17 protein-coding genes are annotated in these 22,015 nt (G+C 57.9%); 5 read left to right on the forward strand and 12 right to left on the reverse strand.

Annotated elements, in window-relative coordinates:
* Positions 1-323 precede the first annotated feature (323 nt).
* The 7 genes from rraA to priA all read right to left on the reverse strand — a co-directional run bounded on the left by rraA (position 324) and on the right by priA (position 8,280).
* Positions 324-809 carry a ribonuclease E activity regulator RraA gene (rraA, locus tag IM271_RS15940; RefSeq protein ID WP_014885702.1) on the reverse strand — a complete coding sequence of 162 codons (486 nt, stop codon included), beginning with the start codon at positions 807-809 and terminating at the stop codon, positions 324-326.
* Positions 810-901: 92 nt separating this feature from the next.
* Complete coding sequence (gene menA / locus IM271_RS15945) at positions 902-1,828, reverse strand: 1,4-dihydroxy-2-naphthoate polyprenyltransferase (protein WP_100171285.1); 927 nt, start codon at positions 1,826-1,828, stop codon at positions 902-904.
* A 62-nt stretch (positions 1,829-1,890) separates the two neighbouring features.
* Positions 1,891-3,225: an HslU--HslV peptidase ATPase subunit gene (hslU, locus tag IM271_RS15950; protein ID WP_028014840.1), complete on the reverse strand. Its 1,335-nt coding sequence runs from the start codon at positions 3,223-3,225 to the stop codon at positions 1,891-1,893.
* 9 nt (positions 3,226-3,234) lie between these two features.
* On the reverse strand, positions 3,235-3,765 hold the full coding sequence (gene hslV / locus IM271_RS15955) for an ATP-dependent protease subunit HslV (protein WP_014072345.1): 531 nt from the start codon (positions 3,763-3,765) through the stop codon (positions 3,235-3,237).
* A gap of 94 nt (positions 3,766-3,859) precedes the next feature.
* Positions 3,860-4,846, reverse strand: coding sequence for a cell division protein FtsN (ftsN, locus tag IM271_RS15960; RefSeq protein ID WP_126300699.1), 987 nt, complete (start codon positions 4,844-4,846; stop codon positions 3,860-3,862).
* Positions 4,847-4,939: 93 nt separating this feature from the next.
* On the reverse strand, positions 4,940-5,965 hold the full coding sequence (gene cytR / locus IM271_RS15965; RefSeq protein WP_028014838.1) for a DNA-binding transcriptional regulator CytR: 1,026 nt from the start codon (positions 5,963-5,965) through the stop codon (positions 4,940-4,942).
* A 119-nt stretch (positions 5,966-6,084) separates the two neighbouring features.
* Positions 6,085-8,280 (reverse strand): primosomal protein N', encoded by a 2,196-nt coding sequence (gene priA / locus IM271_RS15970; RefSeq protein WP_193052853.1) that lies wholly within the window; start codon positions 8,278-8,280, stop codon positions 6,085-6,087.
* Between the two features lie 200 nt (positions 8,281-8,480).
* Between priA and rpmE the strand changes: the two genes are divergently transcribed.
* Entirely contained in the window at positions 8,481-8,693 is a 213-nt protein-coding gene (gene rpmE, locus IM271_RS15975; protein ID WP_003862040.1) for a 50S ribosomal protein L31, read from the forward strand.
* A gap of 48 nt (positions 8,694-8,741) precedes the next feature.
* Here rpmE and metJ read toward each other — a convergent pair whose 3' ends face one another.
* A complete protein-coding gene (gene metJ, locus IM271_RS15980; RefSeq protein WP_003862042.1) occupies positions 8,742-9,059 on the reverse strand; it encodes a met regulon transcriptional regulator MetJ in 318 nt (105 codons plus the stop codon).
* A 275-nt stretch (positions 9,060-9,334) separates the two neighbouring features.
* On the opposite strand from metJ, the gene metB reads away from it, so the two are divergent.
* The 4 genes from metB to katG all read left to right on the forward strand — a co-directional run bounded on the left by metB (position 9,335) and on the right by katG (position 16,370).
* Complete coding sequence (gene metB, locus IM271_RS15985) at positions 9,335-10,495, forward strand: cystathionine gamma-synthase (protein WP_021242813.1); 1,161 nt, start codon at positions 9,335-9,337, stop codon at positions 10,493-10,495.
* A gap of 2 nt (positions 10,496-10,497) precedes the next feature.
* Positions 10,498-12,930, forward strand: coding sequence for a bifunctional aspartate kinase/homoserine dehydrogenase II (locus IM271_RS15990; RefSeq protein WP_041911800.1), 2,433 nt, complete (start codon positions 10,498-10,500; stop codon positions 12,928-12,930).
* Positions 12,931-13,155: 225 nt separating this feature from the next.
* The gene (gene metF / locus IM271_RS15995) at positions 13,156-14,043 is read left to right on the forward strand and encodes a methylenetetrahydrofolate reductase (protein WP_041911801.1); all 888 of its coding nucleotides are present in this window, start codon (positions 13,156-13,158) and stop codon (positions 14,041-14,043) included.
* A 146-nt stretch (positions 14,044-14,189) separates the two neighbouring features.
* Positions 14,190-16,370 carry a catalase/peroxidase HPI gene (gene katG, locus IM271_RS16000; RefSeq protein WP_041911802.1) on the forward strand — a complete coding sequence of 727 codons (2,181 nt, stop codon included), beginning with the start codon at positions 14,190-14,192 and terminating at the stop codon, positions 16,368-16,370.
* Between the two features lie 91 nt (positions 16,371-16,461).
* Here katG and IM271_RS16005 read toward each other — a convergent pair whose 3' ends face one another.
* From IM271_RS16005 to ppc, 4 genes are all read right to left on the reverse strand, one after another.
* Complete coding sequence (locus IM271_RS16005; protein WP_048959186.1) at positions 16,462-17,565, reverse strand: glycerol dehydrogenase; 1,104 nt, start codon at positions 17,563-17,565, stop codon at positions 16,462-16,464.
* A 12-nt stretch (positions 17,566-17,577) separates the two neighbouring features.
* A complete protein-coding gene (gene fsa / locus IM271_RS16010; RefSeq protein ID WP_193052854.1) occupies positions 17,578-18,240 on the reverse strand; it encodes a fructose-6-phosphate aldolase in 663 nt (220 codons plus the stop codon).
* Between the two features lie 128 nt (positions 18,241-18,368).
* Positions 18,369-19,133 carry an AraC family transcriptional regulator gene (locus tag IM271_RS16015; RefSeq protein ID WP_193052855.1) on the reverse strand — a complete coding sequence of 255 codons (765 nt, stop codon included), beginning with the start codon at positions 19,131-19,133 and terminating at the stop codon, positions 18,369-18,371.
* 57 nt (positions 19,134-19,190) lie between these two features.
* A complete protein-coding gene (gene ppc, locus IM271_RS16020; RefSeq protein ID WP_041911805.1) occupies positions 19,191-21,842 on the reverse strand; it encodes a phosphoenolpyruvate carboxylase in 2,652 nt (883 codons plus the stop codon).
* Positions 21,843-22,015: the final 173 nt, after the last annotated feature.

Genomic DNA, 22,015 nt, shown 5'->3' on the forward strand with positions numbered 1-22,015 from the left:
CACCGGTGATAAGTCGGTGGACACAAGCCTGGTTAAAGGCTGCTTTACGGTTGTGGTTACACCTTTCCCTGGACCGATGCCCATGTGCGAAATGGCGGAAAGGGACGCTGCATCATAATGAGCAATAGCAGCGTAGTTAAGGTTTTCATAGATAATTAGGAATTTATAAAGGGTCGATGAGGTTACCTGAGGTTTGAACCAGGGTAAGATAAAAATCCTGGTTAAAGGTTGCAAAACTTCCCAACGGACCGCGAATCCCGAGGGACAAAAAAACCGCCACATTGCTGTTGGCGGTTTTTTTATGGTTCACGCTTATGGTTTTATTACTCGATATCCAACGGATCTTCAGAAAGGATAATGCCGGTATTATCGGCGTAGAGATGATCGCCTGAGAAGAAGGTCACGCCGCCGAAGTTAACGCGCACGTCGCTTTCGCCGATGCCGTCACCCGCAGCGCCTACCGGAATGGCCGCGATGGCCTGAATCCCGATATCCAGGTCTTCGAGATCGTCCACCTGACGCACGGAGCCGTACACCACAATGCCTTCCCACTCGTTCTGGACGGCAATGCCGGCCAGTTCAGCATCAATCAGTGCGCGACGCACGGACCCGCCGCCGTCGACCACCAGAACGCGGCCACGGCCGTTCTGTTCGAGCAGATCGTACAGCAACCCGTTGTCCTCGAAACATTTCACCGTGACGATTTGCCCGCCAAACGATGACCGCCCACCAAAGTTGGAGAACAGCGGTTCAACGACGTTGACATCTTCTTGGTAGATGTCACAAAGCTCGGAGGTATCGTATTTCATAGGTTTAACGCTCAGTTGCTGCGAATGTGTTCAGTATATCGTGCGAAATGCGTTGTTGGCAAAATCATCAATTGTTAATTGATATTTGTCAGCTAACTGAGCGTCTGGCTTAACACAATCCCGATGACGAACAACAGGTTAGTCAGCAGCGCGCCTTTTACCGTTCGCTCCAGCATCGGCGGCATGGCTGCCGGGCTGAGTTCACGCATCACAAAGCGGGCCTGCTTAACCAGCAGCGGCGCGGCAAGCACAAACAGCCAGCCCCACAGACTGTGCAGGGAAATCAGGTTAAACAGCGCCAGGCAAACCAGCGCGCCAATAAGCAGGCAGGCATGATAGCGGCGCGCATTCACCGGCCCCAGACGCACCGCCAGCGTGTTCTTGCCGTTCTCACGATCGCTGTCGATATCGCGCAGATTATTGATATTGAGTACCGCCGTCGCCAGCAGGCCGCAGGCGGTCGCCGGGAGGAACAGGGCAGGGATCACCGTATGCGCCTGTAAGTACCAGCTCCCCATTACGCTCAGCCAGCCGAAGAACACCAGCACAGAGATATCCCCAAGGCCAATATAGCCGTAAGGGCGCGTGCCGACGGTGTAGGTGATGGCCGCGATAATGGCGAGCAGGCCCAGCACCAGGAAGCCAATGAAGTCGCTGGTAGTTTTCGAGGCGACCGTCACCAGCGCCAGGCCAGATAAGCAAATCAGCACCACGGTGATAATCAGCGCGCGCTTCATCTGTGCCTGGGTGATCACCCCCTTTTGCATCCCGCGCAGCGGCCCGATACGGTCAGGCTTGTCGCTGCCTTTTACCGCATCGCCATAATCGTTCGCGAGGTTAGAGAGGATTTGCAGCAGCCCGGCGGTAATGAGCGCCAGACCTGCCACCAGCGGATCGAAATGCCCTTGCCACCAGGCAAGCGCGGTGCCGACAATGATGGCGGCAAAAGCCAGAGGAAGCGTTTTAGGGCGAAGACTTTCGAGCCACGCCTGAGTACGGCTGATATCAGTCATAGTAATTTAGCCAATAAAAATGGGGGCCTTAGCCCCCATTAACAGTGATGAGAATGCAGTAACCGCGATTATAGGATAAAACGGCTCAGATCTTCATCTGCCACTAACGCATCCAGATGTTTGCTCACATAGTCTGCGTCGATGGTAATGGTTTGACCGTTGAGGTCGCTCGCGTCATATGAGATGTCTTCAACCAGACGTTCCAGCACGGTGTGCAGACGACGCGCACCGATGTTCTCGGTGGTTTCGTTGACCTGCCATGCGGCCTGGGCGATACGCTTGATACCGTCTTCGGTGAACTCGAGGTTCACGCCTTCGGTCGCCATCAGCGCCTTGTACTGTACGGTAGCAGAGGCGTTTGGCTCCGTCAGGATGCGCTCGAAATCTTCGGTGGTTAGCGCCTGCAGCTCAACGCGGATAGGCAGACGACCCTGCAGTTCGGGGATCAGATCCGACGGGCTGGCTACCTGGAATGCACCGGAAGCGATAAACAGAATGTGGTCCGTTTTCACCATGCCGTGCTTGGTGGAGACGGTGCAGCCTTCAACCAGCGGCAGCAGATCGCGCTGTACGCCTTCGCGGGACACGTCCGGACCGGAGCTATTGCCGCCGCGCTTACAAATTTTGTCGATTTCGTCGATAAACACGATACCGTGCTGCTCAACCGCGTCGATAGCGTCCTGCTTCAGCTCTTCCGGATTCACCAGCTTCGCCGCTTCTTCTTCAATTAGCAGCTTCATCGCGTCTTTGATTTTCAGCTTACGCGCTTTCTGCTTTTGGCCGCCCAGGTTCTGGAACATGGACTGCAGCTGGCTGGTCATCTCTTCCATGCCCGGAGGCGCCATAATTTCCACGCCCATCGGCGCGGCCGCGAGGTCGATCTCAATCTCTTTGTCGTCCAGCTGGCCTTCACGCAGTTTTTTGCGGAACGCCTGACGCGCGGCTGAAGGCTCAGCCTGCTGTTCAGCCTGGCCCCAGTTGTTTTTCGCCGGTGGGATCAGCACGTCGAGAATACGCTCTTCGGCCATCTCTTCCGCGCGGTAGCGGTTTTTCTCAATCGCCTGGACGCGCACCATCTTAATTGCAGAATCGGTCAGGTCGCGGATGATGGAGTCCACTTCTTTACCCACATAGCCCACCTCGGTGAACTTGGTGGCTTCAACTTTGATGAACGGCGCGTTCGCCAGCTTCGCCAGACGACGGGCGATTTCGGTTTTACCGACGCCGGTCGGGCCGATCATCAGAATGTTTTTCGGGGTGACTTCGTGACGCAGCTCTTCGTCAAGCTGCATACGACGCCAGCGGTTACGCAGCGCGATAGCCACGGAGCGCTTGGCGTTATCCTGGCCGATAATGTGTTTGTTCAGTTCGCTGACAATTTCGCGTGGGGTCATTTCAGACATAGGAGATCCTTACGCTTTGGAGGTCAATTCTTCGATGGTGTGGTTGTGGTTGGTATAGATGCAGATATCACCTGCAATATCCAACGCCTTCACCGCGATATCACGCGCGTTCATGTCGGTATTTTCCAACAGCGCGCGGGCTGCAGCCTGGGCATAAGGGCCGCCAGAGCCGATGGCAATCAGGTCGTTTTCTGGCTGAATCACGTCACCGTTACCGGTGATGATAAGCGAAGCGGTTTCATCCGCGACCGCCAGCAGCGCTTCGAGCTTGCGCAGCATACGGTCGGTACGCCAGTCCTTTGCCAGCTCAACGGCAGCTTTCACCAGATGACCCTGGTGCATTTCCAGCTTGCGTTCAAACAGTTCAAACAGCGTGAAGGCATCCGCCGTGCCGCCTGCGAAACCGGCGATCACTTTGTCGTTGTAGAGACGACGGACTTTCTTCACGTTGCCTTTCATGACGGTATTACCCAGCGTGGCCTGGCCATCACCGGCAATTACCACCTGGCCGTTACGGCGTACACTTACTATTGTTGTCACGAGCAGACCCCCTGGTTACAGATTCGGGAAACAGAAGCCCTGAGCCTGTGCTCAGGGCTGAATTAAATGATAGATGGGGGGGATTTTGGGGGTTTCAACCCCCGGAGGCGAGTCGAATGCAGTTTGTGTGGCCCGCCACTTTCAAACGGGAAATGGTGCCGTCTGCGTTTTCTTTGCCTTTAACCGGGCCGATCACCACGCGGTTCCAGCCGTTATTGGTGGTAATGCGTGAGTCAAATCCTTCAAATGCCAGTTGAGCACGGACCGTTTCCGCCTGCTCGGCACCTTTAAACGAACCGCACTGCACCATCCAGCGGCGCTCGTCTTTTTTCTCTGCCGTCTGCTTCGGCGCTTCGGTCTCTTTGGTTACCGGCGCGGCCTGCTGCGTTTTCGGCTGCTGCGCGGTGGTATGCGCTGGCGTCTGGAGCAGATCCTGATACGGCTGCGCCGCTTGCTTTGGCGGCTGCGCTTTTGGCTGTTGAACAGGCTGCGACTGCACCGTACGCGTCTGCTGCTGCGGTTGCTGGTATGGCTGGGCCTTCGGCTGCTGTATCGGCTGAGTTTGCGTCCACTGCTGCTGTTGCTGCTGTTGAATTTGTGCCTGGCGCTGACGCTGCAGTTGCAACGTTTGCTGACGCTGCGCTGGCGTTTGTTCATTCCACGGCACTTCATTCAGCTGCGTCGGCTGCTGGCGCATATCGGCCTGCATCTGTGCCAGCAGCTGGCGCTGCTCGTCCGTCAGCTGATCGGCATTCTTCACTTCGCCACCGGCTGAGGGCTCAGTAGGCGCACGCACGCCGGGCTGACGACTTTCCAGCTCTTTAATATAGCGCCAGCGCTCTTCAGGTTTCGGCGGCAGACCATTTCCCACCACTTTGTTGCCCTGAAGGGCCTCGGACTCTTCTTTTTTATGGTGCGTGATGAAGTACAGGCCGCCAATAAAGGCCACCAGCACGGCCGCAGCAATAGCGACCATTGCTGGCGAGACCGCAGGCAGATTACGCTGCTTGCTTTTTGAACTGCTCTTTTTGCGTCGCGAAGGTGCCGGCTGGCCGCGACGTACATAATCTCGTTGTGCCACTATCGTTTCGCTGTATTTATTCGTTCGTCAGCCCGCCATGTTACTTAAGCGGCGGGGCTTTGACCAGATAAGGGTGTCCGAAAGGCGTTTACTTTAAGTCAATGCCTGGGTAGAGCCGCGAATAATCAGCTCGCAGTCCAGCAAACGCGAGCCGCTGCTAACCGCTTGACCCTGCAGCTGATCCAGCAGAAGCAGCATCGCTTCGCGGCCAATCTGATAGCGCGGTTGTGAAACGGTGGAGAGCGGTGGATCGCAAAACTCTGAAAGTGAAATGTTATCGAATCCGATAATCGACAAATCTTTCGGCACGCGTAAGCCACGACGCTTGGCGTGTGAAAGCGCACCCAGCGCCATCACGTCGCTGTGGCAGAACACCGCCGTTGGCGGTTCCGGCAGCGCCAGCAGTTTCTCCAGCGCCTGTCCGCCCGCTTCAAAGGTAAAATCACCGCGCGCAATATAGTGCGGATCGACAATCGCACCGGTACGGCGCAGCGCCTGAACATAGCCCTGCAGGCGGTAGTGGCACAGCGGCATCTCTTCCGGCCCTGCAATGCAGCCAATCCGCTTATGTCCCAACTCCTGGAGATAGTTTACGGCGTTGAACGCGGCGGTGAGGTTATCAATGTGGACCGTCGGCAGCTCAAGCTCAGGCGCAAATTCGTTGGCCATTACCATTGGCGGTAAATTGCGCTGCTCTTCGATGCTGGCATCAAACGGCAGGCGCGAGCCAAGCAGCAGCATGCCGTCAATCTGCTTGGTGATAATGAGGTCGATAAAGGTTTTTTCCTGCTGGTTCTGGTGAGCGCAGTCGCCAATCAGCACCAGATAGCCCTGCTCCGCCGCCGTCACTTCGATACCGCGAATGATCTCGCTGAAGAAGGGATCGCAGATATCCGGCACTATTACCAGGATGGTCCGAGATTCATTGCGCTTAACGTTCCGCCCCATCGCCTGCGGGAAATATCCCACTTCCAGCGCCGCCTGTTCAACCTTGTTACGGGTCGCCTGGGAGACTTTATCCGGGTTCATTAATGCGCGGGACACGGTTGCCGTTGAGACTTGTGCTTTCTCGGCAACGTCTTTCATGGTCGCCGTGGCAACCTCTTTCCTGGACTTCAACGTCTTCTCCTCGCCTGAACACCGAACTGCGGACATCACCATTTTTACAGATAGTTAATGGAATCGGTTACAGAATTTTCATAAAAAGTGTGAGGCGCGTTAAATTTTTCGATCCGTCTTCAGCCTTCGATGGGATCGACGTCCAGTACCCACTTCACTTTACGCGCTTCCGGCAGGGTATTGATGAGCGCCAGCGTGCCGCTGACGATGTGCTGCAGGCGAATACGCGAGGGGTGCTGAAGTAAAATCTGCCAGCGGAAACGTCCACCGCGTTTTGGCGCCAGCGCCGGCATCGGGCCCAGGATCCACAGCTGGTTATCCACCAGCGGGCTGGCCTGCAGGAGATTCCTCAGCTGTTGCAGGAAAAGCGGCGCCTGCTGGTTGTTATGATCCTCCGCGCGGATGATGACGTGGCTGGTCCACGGCGGCAGATGCATGGTCTGGCGTTCGGCCAGCGCCTGCTCGGCAAAGGCGTCATAGCCTTTGTGCAGCAGAGTCTGTAGCAGCGGGTGCTCAGGGTGATGCGTTTGCAGTACCACCTCGCCCTGTTTCCCCGCGCGACCGGCACGCCCTGCCACCTGAGTATAAAGCTGGGCGAAGCGCTCGGCGGAGCGGAAATCTGCCGAGAACAGCGCGCCGTCGACGTCGAGCAGGGCGACCAGCGTCACGTCCGGGAAGTGGTGCCCTTTCGCCAGCATCTGGGTGCCAATCAGGATGCGCGCGCCGCCGCGATGCACTTCCGCCAGCTGCTGCTCCAGCGCCCCCTTGCGGCTGGTGGTGTCCCGGTCGATTCGGGAAATAGGCACGTCCGGGAAGAAAGGGCCAAGCGCCTGTTCCAGCTGTTCCGTTCCCAGCCCCACCGGCACGATATGCGTGGAACCACATGACGGGCACTGGCGAGGAACGGGACGCTGGCTGTCGCAGTGGTGGCAGCGCAAGTGTCGCTGGGCCTGATGGAAGGTGTAGTAGTGGTCGCAGCGCGGGCACTCGGCAATCCAGCCGCAGTCGTGGCACAGCAGGGCGGGGGCGAATCCGCGACGGTTCAGGAACAGGATGACCTGGTTCCCCGCCTGCAAATGCTGGCGCATGCGGGAAATCAAGGCGGGCGCTAAGCCGGCCTGCACCTGTTGGCCTTTGAGATCCAGCACGTGCTGAATGGCCGGACGGGCATTCCCCGCGCGGCGCGTCAGGCGCAGCATGTGGTATTTACGCTGGCGCACGTTGTGCAGCGTTTCGAGCGCAGGCGTGGCGGATCCGAGAATAATAGGGATTTGCTCGCTGTGCGCACGGTAGACCGCCAGATCGCGGGCGTGATAGCGCCAGCCTTCCTGCTGTTTATAGGAGCTGTCGTGCTCTTCGTCGATCACGATAACGCCGAGGTTTTTAAACGGCGTAAACAGCGACGAGCGGGTGCCGATCACAATCGCCGCTTCGCCGTTTTTCGCTTTCAGCCAGGCGCTGAGGCGCTCGCTGTCGTTCAGCCCGGAGTGCAGCACCTCAACGGGCGCGTTAAAGCGCTCGCGGAAGCGGGCAATGGTCTGCGGTGTCAGGCCGATTTCCGGCACCATCACCAGCGCCTGTTTGCCCTGCGCGAGCACGTTTTCCAGCACGCTCAGATAGACTTCGGTCTTGCCGGAGCCCGTCACGCCCGCCAGCAGCCAGGCGGAAAAGTGGTCCGAGGCGCTATGAATGGCGCCTACCGCGGTGGCCTGCTCGGTATTCAGACGCAGGCGATCGCCCGAGACGGAGAAGCCGTCGCGCCAGTCGTGAAGGGCGGGCGCTTCGCTGGCCAGCTCGCTCAACCCTTTCTTTCTTAATGCCTGTAGCGCCGTTTCGCTGACCTCAAGCTCGTCGACCTGGTGCCGCCAGATTTTTCCCTGGCGCAGCGCTGCCAGCGCCTGCTGCTGTTTCTGCGAACGCTTCAGGCTGTTGATGTCCACGGCCTGCCCCTGTTCGGTGGCAAACCAGTACCACATCGGGGCGTGGCTGGCGCTCTTGCCCTGGCGCAGCAGGATCGGCAGGGCGTGGAACAGGACGTCGCCAATCGGGTGATGATAATAATCTGCCGCCCACAGCAGCAGTCGCCAGGTGCTGGTGGAGTAAACCGGCTCGCTGTCCAGCACCTCAACCACCGATTTCAGTTCATTGAGGGGTAATTCGCTTTTATCGCTGACGGAGACGACGATCCCCACGCGCTGCTGTTTGCCAAACGGCACGGTCACGCGACAGCCCGCTTTGGCGCTCATGCTGTCGGGCAGCAGGTAGTCAAAGGTGCGGGGAAGCGGAACGGGCAGGGCAACGTGAGCGACGGGCATCGAATCTTCCTGACTTGAAAAGTGGCGCGTTAGTATACACATTAGTAAAAGCGGCGTGCGGATCAGTTTGCATACGTTGGTTAAATTCTGTATGATTCGCCGCCTTTGGTGTACTTTACGCCAAAGAACTTACATTCAACATCGCGTGGTGTCTGGCGTTAGGGCTGGAAGAGCGACGCGGCCTTAACTGAGGTTCTCCCATGAAAAAAGATATTCACCCGAAATACGAAATGATTACTGCAAACTGCTCTTGCGGTAACTCTATCCAGATCCGCTCTACCGTGGGTCACGATCTGAACCTGGACGTGTGCGGCAAATGCCACCCGTTCTACACTGGTAAGCAGCGTGATGTTGCAACCGGTGGCCGTGTTGACCGCTTCAACAAGCGTTTCAGCATCCCGGGCGCTAAATAAGTTTCCCGAAAAAAAGGCACCGCAAGGTGCCTTTTTTGTATCCGCTTCTCAGTATTCCCACGTCTCCGGGTCAATACCCAGTTCACGCATGATCACCTTCGCCTCTTCCGGGATTTCGTCGCTACGCTCTTTGCGCAGATCGTCATCGTTCGGCAACGGTTGGCCGGTAAACGCATGCAGGAACGCTTCGCACAGCAGTTCGCTGTTGGTCGCGTGACGCAGGTTGTTCACCTGACGACGCGTACGTTCATCGGTGAGGATCTTCAACACCTTCAGAGGAATGGAAACCGTAATTTTCTTTACTTGCTCACTCTTCTTACCGTGCTCAGCGTATGGGCTGATATATTCGCCGCTCCATTCAGCCATGAGATACCTTTAATCCTCTCAGTCATTAATCTAAAGGTGCAAACCGGTCACTGCCCGTTTTGAACCGTAATCTTGCGTAGTTTACCGTAGAGACGATACCGTGGCACGGATATTGCCGCTGCAGCGTGCACTAAAGCATATAATTTTAACGGCTATTTGCGCATTGCTCAATCTATACGCAAAGAAGTTTAGATGTCCAGATGTATTGACGTCCATACTTTCAATGTTTACTCTGGTGGCTGACTTTTCACCTCATTCGCCAGGAAGCCCTCACCATGACGCGTAAACAGGCCACGATCGCAGTGCGTAGCGGATTAAATGATGACGAGCAGTACGGCTGCGTTGTCCCGCCCATTCATCTTTCCAGCACCTACAATTTCACCGGATTTAATGAACCGCGCGCGCATGACTACTCGCGTCGCGGCAACCCTACGCGTGATGTAACCCAGCGCGCGCTGGCGGAACTGGAAGGCGGCGCGGGTGCGGTATTAACCAATACCGGTATGTCTGCCATTCACCTGGTGACCACGGTGTTCCTGAAGCCTGGCGATCTGCTGGTTGCGCCGCACGACTGTTACGGCGGCAGCTATCGTCTGTTTGACAGCCTGGCAAAGCGCGGCTGCTACCGCGTGCTGTTTGTCGATCAAAACGACGAACAGGCGCTGAAACAGGCGCTGGCAGAGAAGCCGAAGCTGGTTCTGGTGGAAAGTCCAAGCAACCCATTGTTGCGCGTTGTCGACATTGCGAAAATTTGTCAGCTCGCAAGGGATGCGGGAGCGATAAGTGTAGTGGATAATACCTTCCTCAGTCCGGCCCTTCAGAACCCGTTAGCACTGGGTGCGGATCTGGTATTGCATTCATGCACTAAATATCTGAACGGCCATTCTGACGTGGTGGCGGGCGTGGTGATTGCAAAAGATCCCGACGTTGTCACGGAACTGGCATGGTGGGCTAATAACATCGGCGTCACCGCGGGCGCGTTCGACAGCTACCTGCTGTTGCGCGGCATCCGCACGCTGTCGCCGCGCATGGACGTGGCGCAGCGTAATGCCCAGGCGATTGTCGATTTCCTGAAAACCCAGCCGCTGGTGAAGAAGCTTTATCACCCGTCGCTGCCGGAAAACCAGGGGCATGAGATTGCCGCGCGCCAGCAGAAGGGATTTGGCGCGATGTTAAGTTTTGAACTGGACGGTGACGAGCAAACGCTGCGTCGCTTCCTGAGCGGGCTGTCATTGTTTACGCTGGCGGAATCCTTAGGTGGGGTTGAAAGCTTGATCTCCCACGCCGCGACCATGACGCACGCAGGTATGGCACCGGAAGCACGTGCCGCCGCCGGGATTTCCGAGACGCTGCTGCGTATCTCGACCGGTATTGAAGATTCTGAAGATTTAATTGCCGATCTGGAAAATGGCTTCCGGGTCGCAGCCAAGGGGTAATCATGAGTGTGATAGCGCAGGCAGGGGCGAAGGGTCGTCAGCTGCACAAGTTTGGTGGTAGTAGTCTTGCTGATGTGAAATGTTATCTGCGCGTCGCAGGGATCATGACCGAATATTCACAGCCGGGTGACATGATGGTTGTCTCGGCGGCGGGCAGCACCACCAACCAGTTGATTAGCTGGCTGAAACTGAGCCAGACCGATCGCCTTTCTGCGCATCAGGTGCAACAGTCCTTACGTCGTTACCAGAGCGAGCTGATTGCCGGCCTGCTGCCTGCGGACGTGGCGGACGGGCTGATCAGCGCCTTCACGCATGACCTTGAGCGTCTGGCTGCTCTGCTGGACAGCGGGATTACCGACGCGGTGTATGCCGAAGTGGTGGGCCACGGTGAAGTGTGGTCCGCGCGCCTGATGGCCGCCGTACTGCAACACCTGGGCGTAGACGCGGCCTGGCTCGACGCGCGTGATTTCCTGCGTGCGGAACGCGCCGCGCAGCCGCAGGTGGACGAAGGGTTGTCCTATCCGCTGCTGCAACAGCTGCTGGTGCAGCATCCGGGCAAACGTATTGTCGTCACCGGCTTTATCAGCCGCAGCAACGCGGGTGAAACCGTGCTGCTGGGCCGTAACGGCTCGGACTACTCGGCAACGCAGATCGGTGCCCTGGCGGGCGTGTCCCGCGTTACCATCTGGAGCGACGTGGCCGGTGTCTACAGCGCGGACCCGCGTAAAGTGAAAGATGCCTGCCTGCTTCCGCTGCTGCGTCTCGACGAAGCGAGCGAGCTGGCGCGTCTGGCGGCCCCGGTGCTGCACGCGCGCACGCTGCAGCCGGTTTCCGGCAGCGATATTGACCTGCAGCTGCGCTGTAGCTATACGCCGGATCAGGGGTCTACCCGCATTGAGCGCGTGCTGGCGTCCGGCACGGGCGCGCGCATCGTCACCAGCCACGACGACATCTGCCTGATCGAGTTCCAGGTCCCTGCGGGTCAGGACTTCAGGCTGGCGCATAAAGATATCGACACGATCCTGAAACGCGCCCAGGTGCGTCCGCTGGCCGTTGGCGTGCATAACGATCGTCAGCTGCTGCAGTTCTGCTATACCGCCGAAGTGGCGGACAGCGCGCTGAAAATTCTCGACGAAGCGGGCCTGCCGGGCGAGCTTCGCCTGCGTCAGGGGCTGGCGCTGGTGGCGATGGTCGGCGCGGGCGTCACCCGTAACCCGCTGCACTGCCACCGTTTCTGGCAGCAACTGAAGGGCCAGCCGGTGGAGTTCACCTGGCAGTCGGAAGAGGGCATCAGCCTGGTCGCCGTGCTGCGTAAAGGCCCAACCGAAAGCCTGATTCAGGGTCTGCACACCTCGCTGTTCCGCGCGGAAAAACGCATCGGCCTGGTGCTGTTTGGTAAGGGTAACATCGGTTCCCGCTGGCTGGAGCTGTTCGCCCGCGAACAGGTCACGCTTTCGGCGCGTACCGGGTTTGAATTTATTCTTGCGGGCGTGGTGGATAGCCGCCGCAGCCTGCTGAACTACGAAGGGCTGGACGCCAGCCGGGCGTTGGCCTTCTTTAACGATGAAGCGGTTGAGCAGGATGAAGAGTCGCTGTTCCTGTGGATGCGCGCGCACCCGTATGACGATCTGGTGGTGCTGGACGTCACCGCCAGCGAACAGCTTGCCGATCAGTATCTGGATTTCGCCAGCCACGGTTTCCACGTCATCAGCGCCAACAAGCTGGCGGGGGCGAGCAGCACCGATAAATACCGTCAGATCCACGACGCGTTTGAAAAAACGGGCCGCCACTGGCTCTATAATGCCACCGTTGGCGCGGGCCTGCCGGTTAACCATACCGTGCGTGACCTGATTGAAAGCGGCGACAGCATTCTGGCGCTGAGCGGGATCTTCTCCGGCACGCTCTCCTGGCTGTTCCTGCAGTTTGACGGCACCGTACCGTTCACCGACCTGGTGGATCAGGCGTGGCAGCAGGGCTTAACCGAGCCCGATCCGCGCGTTGACCTCTCCGGTAAAGACGTGATGCGCAAGCTGGTAATCCTGGCGCGTGAAGCCGGTTATGACATCGAACCGGATTCCGTACGCGTCGAGTCGCTGGTGCCTGCGGGCTGCGAAGAAGGTTCTGTTGACCACTTCTTCGAAAACGGCGACGAGCTGAATGACCAGATGGTACAGCGTCTGGAAGCGGCAAACGAGATGGGGCTGGTGCTGCGCTACGTGGCGCGTTTCGAGGCGAACGGTAAGGCGCGTGTGGGTGTCGAGGCGGTGCGTCCTGACCATCCGCTGGCGGCCCTGCTGCCGTGCGATAACGTCTTCGCCATTGAAAGCCGCTGGTACCGCGATAACCCGCTGGTGATCCGCGGCCCGGGCGCGGGGCGCGACGTCACCGCTGGGGCTATCCAGTCCGATATTAACCGTCTGGCTAAGCTGCTGTAAAAAGTGAATTTCCCTCTCCCTGTGGGAGAGGGTTAGGGTGAGGGCATCAGACCGCGCTCACCCTCATCATGAACTCCCTTCATCTTCCCTGAGCAAACCTCACCGTTATTGTGATTATTTCTGTTGACGTCACGCCGCTTTTCCGTCATTTTTACATCTGGACGTCTAAACGTATAGAAGTTCACAACACAACAGACAATGACACGCGAAAGATAGAGGTAAGGTATGAGCTTTTTTCACGCCAACCAGCGGGAAGCACTGAATCAGAGCCTGGCCGAAGTAAACGGCCAGATTAACGTCTCTTTTGAATTTTTCCCGCCGCGCACCAGTGAAATGGAGCAAACCCTGTGGAGCTCTATCGATCGCCTGAGCAGCCTGAAGCCGAAGTTTGTCTCCGTGACCTACGGCGCCAACTCCGGCGAGCGTGACCGTACGCACAGCATTATTAAAGGCATCAAAGATCGTACCGGTCTGGAAGCAGCGCCGCATCTGACCTGTATTGACGCCACCCGCGATGAGCTGCGCGCCATTGCCCAGGACTACTGGAACAACGGGATTCGCCATATCGTTGCCCTGCGTGGCGATCTGCCGCCGGGAAGCGGCAAGCCGGACATGTACGCTACCGATCTGGTCGCGCTGCTGAAAGACGTTGCTGATTTTGATATTTCCGTGGCCGCCTACCCTGAAGTCCACCCGGAAGCGAAAAGCGCCCAGGCGGATTTGCTTAACCTGAAGCGTAAGGTGGAGGCCGGTGCCAACCGCGCCATCACCCAGTTCTTCTTTGACGTGGAAAGCTATCTGCGCTTCCGCGACCGCTGCGTCTCGGCAGGTATCGACGTCGAAATTATCCCGGGCATTCTGCCAGTCTCTAACTTCAAACAGGCGAAGAAGTTCGCCGATATGACCAACGTTCGCATTCCGCTGTGGATGTCCAAAATGTACGAAGGGCTGGACGATGACGCGGAAACCCGCAAGCTGGTGGGGGCCAATATCGCGATGGACATGGTGAAGATCTTAAGCCGCGAAGGGGTGAAGGACTTCCACTTCTACACGCTTAACCGCGCGGAGATGAGCTACGCCATTTGTCATACGCTGGGCGTTCGTCCGGCGTAATCAGCAAAAAGCCCTCATAAAGTGAGGGCTTTTTAATCATATAAAAAGTTAAAAGGTATTAACTATCGAATCTGTGGATTAATTCAACTATATCTTATTGCTAGTGGTGTATATCGTAACGGTATCACTGTAAAGGGAGCATAGCGATGAGCACGTCAGACGAGACCAATAACGCGGCATCCGCCGGCAAATGTCCGTTCCATCAGGGCGGCGTCGATCACAGCGCGGGCGCAGGTACCGGCAGCAAAGAGTGGTGGCCTAAACAACTCCGCATCGATCTTCTAAACCAACATTCCAACCGTTCGAACCCTCTGGGTGAAGACTTCGACTACCGCAAAGAATTCAGCAAGCTCGACTATTCCGCCCTCAAGGGCGATCTCAAAGCCCTGTTAACCGATTCTCAACCGTGGTGGCCTGCCGACTGGGGCAGCTACGCGGGTCTGTTTATTCGCATGGCCTGGCACGGTGCCGGTACTTACCGCTCCGTTGACGGACGCGGCGGTGCCGGACGCGGCCAACAGCGCTTTGCGCCGCTGAACTCCTGGCCTGATAACGTCAGCCTGGATAAAGCGCGCCGCCTGCTGTGGCCAATCAAGCAAAAATACGGACAAAAAATCTCCTGGGCCGACCTGTTTATTCTCGCGGGTAACGTGGCGCTGGAGAACTCCGGCTTCCGCACCTTTGGTTTTGGCGCCGGTCGTGAAGACGTCTGGGAACCGGATCTGGACGTGAACTGGGGTGATGAAAAAGCCTGGCTGACCCACCGTGACCCGGAAGCACTGGCGAAGCGCCCGCTGGCGGCCACCGAAATGGGGCTGATTTACGTGAACCCGGAAGGGCCAAACGCCAGCGGTGAACCGCTGTCTGCTGCGGCGGCGATCCGCGCCACCTTTGGCAACATGGGTATGAACGACGAAGAGACCGTCGCGCTGATTGCCGGTGGTCACACGCTCGGTAAAACCCACGGCGCGGGTGAAGCCACGCACGTAGGTACCGATCCGGAAGCCTCGCCGATTGAAGCGCAGGGCTTAGGCTGGGCCAGCACGCACGGCACCGGTATTGGCGCTGACGCCATCACCTCCGGGCTGGAAGTCATCTGGTCGCAAACTCCGACCCAGTGGAGCAACTACTTCTTCGAGAACCTGTTCAAATACGAATGGGTGCAGACCCGCAGCCCGGCAGGCGCGATTCAGTTTGAAGCCGTGGATGCGCCGGAAATCATGCCAGACCCGTTTGACCCGTCGAAAAAACGTAAGCCAACCATGCTGGTCACCGACCTGACGCTGCGTTTCGACCCGGAATTCGAGAAAATTTCCCGTCGCTTCCTGAACGATCCGCAGGCCTTTAACGAAGCCTTCGCGCGCGCGTGGTTCAAACTGACCCACCGTGATATGGGGCCAAAAGCGCGGTACATCGGCCCGGAAGTGCCGAAAGAAGATCTGATTTGGCAGGATCCGCTGCCTCAGCCGGTGTTCCATCCGACGCAGGAAGACATTGAAAGCCTGAAAGCGGAAATCGCGGCCTCTGGCCTCTCCGTGAGCGAGCTGGTTTCCGTGGCATGGGCGTCTGCATCGACCTTCCGCGGCGGCGACAAGCGCGGCGGCGCCAACGGCGCGCGTCTGGCGCTGGCGCCTCAGCGCGACTGGGATGTGAACGCTGCGGCGGTACGTGCGTTACCGGCTCTGGAAGCAATTCAGCGCACCACCAATAAAGCCTCGCTGGCGGATATCATCGTGCTGGCGGGCGTTGTGGGCGTTGAGCAGGCGGCGAAAGCCGCGGGCGTTTACGTCAACGTGCCGTTCACGCCGGGCCGTGTGGATGCTCGTCAGGATCAGACGGATATCGAGATGTTTAACCTGCTCGAACCGATTGCCGACGGCTTCCGCAACTACCGTGCGCAGGTGGATGTGTCTACCACCGAGTCGCTGCTGATCGACAAAGCCCAGCAACTGACCCTGACCGCACCTGAGCTGACGGTGCTGATCGGCGGCCTGCGCGTGCTGGGCACGAACTTTGATGGCAGCAAGAACGGCGTATTCACCAGCCGCGAGGGCGTGCTGAGCAACGACTTCTTCGTGAACCTGCTGGATATGAATACCCAGTGGAAAGCGACCGACGATTCAAACGAGCTGTTTGCCGGTAGCGATCGCGCCAGCGGTGAAGTGAAATACACCGCGACCCGCGCCGACCTGGTCTTCGGTTCAAACGCCGTCCTGCGCGCGCTGGCCGAGGTTTACGCCAGCAGCGATGCGCACGAGAAGTTTGTCCGCGACTTCGTTGCCGCATGGGCGAAGGTGATGGATTTGGATCGGTTTGACGTGAAGTAGCCATTGTGCCGGGTGGCGGCTACGCCTTACCCGGCCTACAAATTAAAGTGCCACGTAGGCCGGGTAAGCGCAGCGCCACCCGGCTTTTTTATTACTCCCACTCCTGCAGGAATCGCTGTCCATACTGGTCTGCCACCAGCAGCGCCGCATACACCTGATCCGGCGTGACGCCCCCCGGCATGTTGTGGATCGTTTCTCCTTCCGCACAAGAGGCTTCGGCAATCAGACGCATTTTGGCCGGAATATCCTCTTTGATGTTCAGCTGTGCCAGGGTGATCGGCAGCCCTACGCTGTGGCAAAGCGCCGCGACGGTCTCAATTTCTTCTACCGGCGCGTTTTCCAGCACCAGCTGCGTCAGCGTACCAAACGCCACTTTTTCCCCATGATAGAAGTGATGCGCGTCCGGCACCGCCGTCATGCCGTTATGAATAGCGTGTGCAGCCGCCAGCCCGCCACTTTCAAAGCCGACGCCGCTGAGATAGGTGTTGGCTTCGATAATGCGTTCCAGCGCAGGCGTTACCACATGCTGTTCCGCCGCCAGCATCGCTTTTTCACCCTCTTCAACCAGCGTGTTGTAGCACAGCTCGGCGAGCGCTAATGCCGCCTGTGTGCATTTACCCCCGGCCATGGTGGTCGCGCCGCTGCGCGAGCAGGCGCGTGCTTCAAACCAGGTCGCCAGCGCGTCGCCAATCCCGGCGGCCAGCAGACGTGCAGGCGCACCTGCTACCACTTTCGTATCCACAATGACCATGTTCGGGTTGTGCGGCAGCATCAGGTAGCGATCGAACTCGCCGCTGTCGGTGTAAATAACGGAAAGGGCGCTGCACGGCGCGTCGGTGGAAGCGATAGTCGGCGCAATGGCGACCGGCACGTCCATAAAGTGAGCCAGCGCTTTCGCGGTATCAAGCGTTTTACCGCCACCAATCCCCAGTACTGCCAGGCAGTCGGCGCTGTCGGCCAACTTTTTCAGGCGATCGATTTCATTTTGCGAACATTCGCCGCCAAACGGCGCGATTTCGGCATGCAGTTCGGCTTTTTTAAAACTCTGGCGCAGGGTGTCTTCGGCAAAACCCAGCACAAACTTATCGCCGACGATCAGCCAGCGGTTTGCCAGGGGTTTCAGATAGTCGCCGAGACGGGTCAGCACATCCGCGCCCTGGATATATTTCCCCGGCGATTGAATGATACGGTCCATAACAGTTCTCTCTTAGAGATTGAGGTTACCAAACGCGTTTTTCCAGTCCTGCTCGAACTTTTCTATGGCCGACTCTACCGCTGGGGTACCGAGCATTTGTTGCGCTACGTCTAAGGGGATCGTGATTGCCTCGCATCCGGCCAGCAGGCAGTCCAGCGCCTGACGCGGTGTTTTAAAGCTGGCAGCCAGCACCATGCTTTCCGGCGCATGCAGTTCAAGCAGGGACTGCAGCTCCTGTACCATGCCAATACCGTCGCCGCCCTGGGCGTCGACGCGGTTGACGTACGGCGCAACGTATTTCGCGCCTGCCAGCGCGGCCAGTAAACCCTGAGCGGCGCTGTAAACGGCGGTGCCCAGCGCGGTAATACCCTCTCTTTTCAGCCCTTTAATGGCGATAAGCCCCTGCGCGGTGACCGGAATTTTCACCACAATACCCGGGATGGCGTTACTCAGGCGTTTGGCCTCCGCCACCATGCCTTCGGCGTCGCGGCTCATGGTTTGAGCAAACAGCGTGCCCTCCGGCCCGATGGCTTGTTGCAGCCGCGGCAGCACGTCCCAGATGGATTCACGGCTGGCGGCAATGATGCTTGGGTTGGTGGTGACGCCCGCGATGGGGAAGATGCGTGCAAGGCGTTCCACTTCCGCCACGTTCGCGGTATCCAGATACAGTTCCATTATTTTTCCTTAAGTCAGAAAGGTTGAATAAAGGATAAGGCCCTGCTGAGTGCGGCGGATACAGGTCAATTTTGCCAAATACTGGACAAATGTAATGTCCTTAGCGAAGTGCGATAGCGATCACAATGCTATTTTTTGGCGATAAGGTGGCTGTGATACTGGCGACGATATTCGGAAGGGGAACGCTCGGTGTGCTTGCGAAAGAGGCGACAAAAGTAGTTGCTGTCAGGAAATCCGCAGCGTGCGGCAATATCTTTAATTTTGAGATCGTAGCCTTTCAGCAGCTGGCGCGCATGTTCCAGCCGCGTTTGTGTCAGATACTCGTTGAACCCCACGTGGCCGATCTTCTGAAAGAGATGGGAAAGGTAATTCGGCGAGATGTAGAACGCCTGTGCCACGGATTCGCGCGTTAACGAAGAGGCGTATTTTTCTTCGATATAGCTACGAACGGCTTCGAATAGCGCCCGGCTGCGGTTAGCGGTGTGGATGTCACTGCCAAGCAGATCCCGGCAGTGGCTGAGCAAGCTTAATACCACCAGCATGGCTGTGTCTTGCTCGTCTGGCTGCATCTGTAATTCGGTGAGCGCTTGCAGAAGAAAAGCACCCGTTCGCGGGCCACGCCGGGGAACCTGCAGCTGCTGCAAAAGCGCGTTGTCACGCTGTAAATCGAGAGTCAGCTGCTGCTTACCGAAATGTATGCTCAGGGCGTTAGGCGGTGGAAGCGTGATATGTCCAAAGGATGAAAATATCGCCTCACAGGGGGGAACAAGGGTAATGACGAGGCAGGGAGATGTTCGGGGATGCTGTTCAGCCAGCGCCGAGAAATGAATCTGGCCCAGCGGTAACGTACGGTTCACCAGGTCAGCCAAAATTCGGGTGATATCGGAATACATGAGAAGACTACCGAAACGTGCCGGGCGGCGCTAAAAACGCCTGCCCGGCATAAAGCATTACCCAGTGTTACGCATACCCGCCGCAACGCCCGCAATCGTCACCATCAGCGCCTGTTCAACGCGCGGATCCGGCTCTTTCCCTTCTTCTTCCGCCAGACGCGAACGGTGCAGCAGTTCAGCCTGTAAAACGTTCAGCGGGTCGGTGTAGATGTTACGCAGCTGGATTGACTCGGCGATCCACGGCAGGTCCGCCATCAGGTGCGAGTCGTTGGCGATGTCCAGCACCACTTTGATGTCGCCTTCCAGCAGTTCGCGCAGTTCTTTACCCAACGCCCACAGCTCTGGTTTCACCAGCCGCTGGTCGTAGTATTCCGCCAGCCACAGGTCGGCCTTCGAGAAGACCATCTCCAGCATGCCCAGACGGGTAGAGAAGAAGGGCCAGTCGCGGCACATGGTTTCCAGTTCGTTCTGTTTGCCGTCTTCCACCACTTTTTGCAGCGCGGCACCGGCACCCAGCCAGGCGGGCAGCATCAGGCGGTTCTGCGTCCAGGCGAAGATCCATGGAATGGCGCGCAGTGATTCAACGCCACCGGTCGGGCGACGCTTTGCAGGACGCGAGCCCAGCGGCAGTTTACCCAGCTCCTGTTCAGGCGTGGCCGAGCGGAAGTAAGGGACAAAATCTTTGTTTTCACGCACGTAGCCGCGGTACAGATCGCAGGAGATGTCTGACAGCTCGTCCATGATGCGGCACCAGGATTCTTTTGGCTCCGGCGGTGGCAGCAGGTTCGCTTCCAGGATCGCGCTGGTATAGAGCGACAGGCTGCTGATGGTCACTTCCGGCAGGCCATACTTGAAGCGGATCATCTCGCCCTGCTCGGTCACGCGCAGGCCGCCTTTCAGGCTTCCCGGCGGTTGAGAGAGCAGCGCCGCGTGAGCAGGCGCGCCACCGCGGCCAATGGAGCCTCCGCGACCGTGGAACAGGGTCAGCTCGATACCGGCTTTCTCGCAGGTTTTGATCAGCGCATCCTGAGCCTGATACTGCGCCCAGGACGCCGCCATCACGCCCGCATCTTTCGCGGAGTCGGAATAGCCAATCATCACCATCTGCTTGCCCTGAATAAAGCCGCGATACCAGTCGATGTTAAGCAGCTGGGTCATTACGTCGTTGGCGTTGTTCAGGTCGTCGAGGGTCTCAAACAGCGGGGCGACTGGCAGGGCGTAGTCGATGCCCGCTTCTTTCAGCAGAAGATGAACGCCCAGCACGTCGGACGGGGTTTTCGCCATGGAGATCACATAGGCGGCCACCGATCCTTTCGGCGCATCGACGATCGCTTTACAGGTGTTGAGCACCTCGCGGGTGTCGTTGCTTGGCTCCCAGTTGCGTGGCAGCAGAGGGCGCTTGGAGTTCAATTCGCGGATCAGGAACGCCTGCTTGTCGGCTTCGGACCAGCTTTCATAGTCGCCAATGCCGAGATAGCGGGTCAGCTCGCCCAGCGCTTCGGTATGACGGGTACTTTCCTGACGCACGTCGATACGCACCAGCGGTACGCCGAAACACTTCACGCGGCGCAGGGTATCGAGCAGTTCGCCGTTGGCGATGATGCCCATCCCGCAGGCCTGGAGTGATTTATAGCAGGCGTACAGCGGCTCCCAAAGCTGTTCGTTCTGGCTCAGCAGACCTTCCGGCTTCGGCAGGCGCTGGCCTTTAAGGCGCGCTTCCAGCCACGCCTGGGTGGCCATCAGCTGACCGCGCAGCTTTTTCATCAGGAAACGGTACGGCTCGCTGGCACCTTCTTCACCGGCCAGCGCGCGCAGTTCCGGCGTCGCTTCAACCATGGACAGCTCGGAGATCAGCACCTGAATATCCTTCAGGAACAGGTCGGTCGCTTTCCAGCGGCTCAGCAACAGGACGTGACGGGTGATTTCCGCGGTCACGTTCGGGTTGCCGTCGCGGTCACCGCCCATCCAGGAGGTGAAGCGCACCGGCACAAAGTCTACCGGCAGACGATAGCCCAGGTTTTCTTCCAGCTGTTCGTTCAGCTCGCGCAGGTAGTTTGGTACCCCTTCCCACAGGCTGTTCTCCACCACCGCAAAGCCCCATTTGGCTTCGTCGACCGGGCTTGGGCGATGCTTACGAATTTCATCGGTATGCCAGGACTGGGCAATCAGCTGGCGCAGACGGCGCATCAGCTGGTTGCGCTCGTAGTCGGCAATGTCTTTGTTATCCAGCTGCTTCAGGCAGCTGTTTACTTCCACCATCTTGTGGATCAGCGTACGACGGGTGATTTCGGTTGGGTGTGCGGTCAGCACCAGCTCCAGCGAAAGGGACTCCACCGCTTTTTTGATGGTGGCTTCGTTGAGGTCTGGCTGGTCTTTCAGTTTACGAAGGGTGCGGGCAATGACTTCCGGGTTGCTGGCCGCTTCGCCGTTTGGCGAAATGCTGTGGTATTGCTCAGCGGTGTTTGCCAGGTTCAGGAACTGGCTGAAGGCGCGGGCAACGGGCAGCAGCTCATCGTTAGAGAGGTTCTGCAAGGTGGTGAGCAGCTCCTGACGACTGGCCTCGTTACCGGCACGGGAAGATTTGGACAGCTTGCGGATGGTTTCAACGCGGTCGAGGATGTTCTCCCCCAGCGCGTCTTTGATGGTATCTCCAAGCACTTTGCCGAGCATGCTGACATTACTACGCAACGCGGAATATTGTTCGTTCATAAAAACCCAGTCACCCCATCATTTTTGTTTATGCCCAGGCGAAAATCTTCTGGACATTATTTTGTCATCTCCCTTTATAAAGCCACGTAAAACCCCCGTCGTCAATTGCTGCGAAAACGGTTCAGCAAACGAATAAATGCGGGCAATTTACGAAATTTAATTCGCATTGCGTC

The sequence above is a fragment of the Enterobacter cloacae complex sp. I3 genome, assembly GCF_014896175.1.
GTDB lineage: Bacteria > Pseudomonadota > Gammaproteobacteria > Enterobacterales > Enterobacteriaceae > Enterobacter > Enterobacter bugandensis.

Bases quoted from the DNA above. Each gene is read 5' to 3' on its own strand.
- katG (WP_041911802.1), top strand. From the start codon at position 14,190: ATGAGCACGTCAGACGAGACCAATAACGCGGCATCCGCCGGCAAATGT.
- IM271_RS16015 (WP_193052855.1), bottom strand. From the start codon at position 19,133: ATGTATTCCGATATCACCCGAATTTTGGCTGACCTGGTGAACCGTACG.
- priA (WP_193052853.1), bottom strand. From the start codon at position 8,280: ATGCCCGTCGCTCACGTTGCCCTGCCCGTTCCGCTTCCCCGCACCTTT.
- IM271_RS16005 (WP_048959186.1), bottom strand. From the start codon at position 17,565: ATGGACCGTATCATTCAATCGCCGGGGAAATATATCCAGGGCGCGGAT.
- rraA (WP_014885702.1), bottom strand. From the start codon at position 809: ATGAAATACGATACCTCCGAGCTTTGTGACATCTACCAAGAAGATGTC.
- ppc (WP_041911805.1), bottom strand. From the start codon at position 21,842: ATGAACGAACAATATTCCGCGTTGCGTAGTAATGTCAGCATGCTCGGC.
- hslU (WP_028014840.1), bottom strand. From the start codon at position 3,225: ATGTCTGAAATGACCCCACGCGAAATTGTCAGCGAACTGAACAAACAC.
- metJ (WP_003862042.1), bottom strand. From the start codon at position 9,059: ATGGCTGAATGGAGCGGCGAATATATCAGCCCATACGCTGAGCACGGT.
- rpmE (WP_003862040.1), top strand. From the start codon at position 8,481: ATGAAAAAAGATATTCACCCGAAATACGAAATGATTACTGCAAACTGC.
- metF (WP_041911801.1), top strand. From the start codon at position 13,156: ATGAGCTTTTTTCACGCCAACCAGCGGGAAGCACTGAATCAGAGCCTG.
- IM271_RS15990 (WP_041911800.1), top strand. From the start codon at position 10,498: ATGAGTGTGATAGCGCAGGCAGGGGCGAAGGGTCGTCAGCTGCACAAG.
- metB (WP_021242813.1), top strand. From the start codon at position 9,335: ATGACGCGTAAACAGGCCACGATCGCAGTGCGTAGCGGATTAAATGAT.
- fsa (WP_193052854.1), bottom strand. From the start codon at position 18,240: ATGGAACTGTATCTGGATACCGCGAACGTGGCGGAAGTGGAACGCCTT.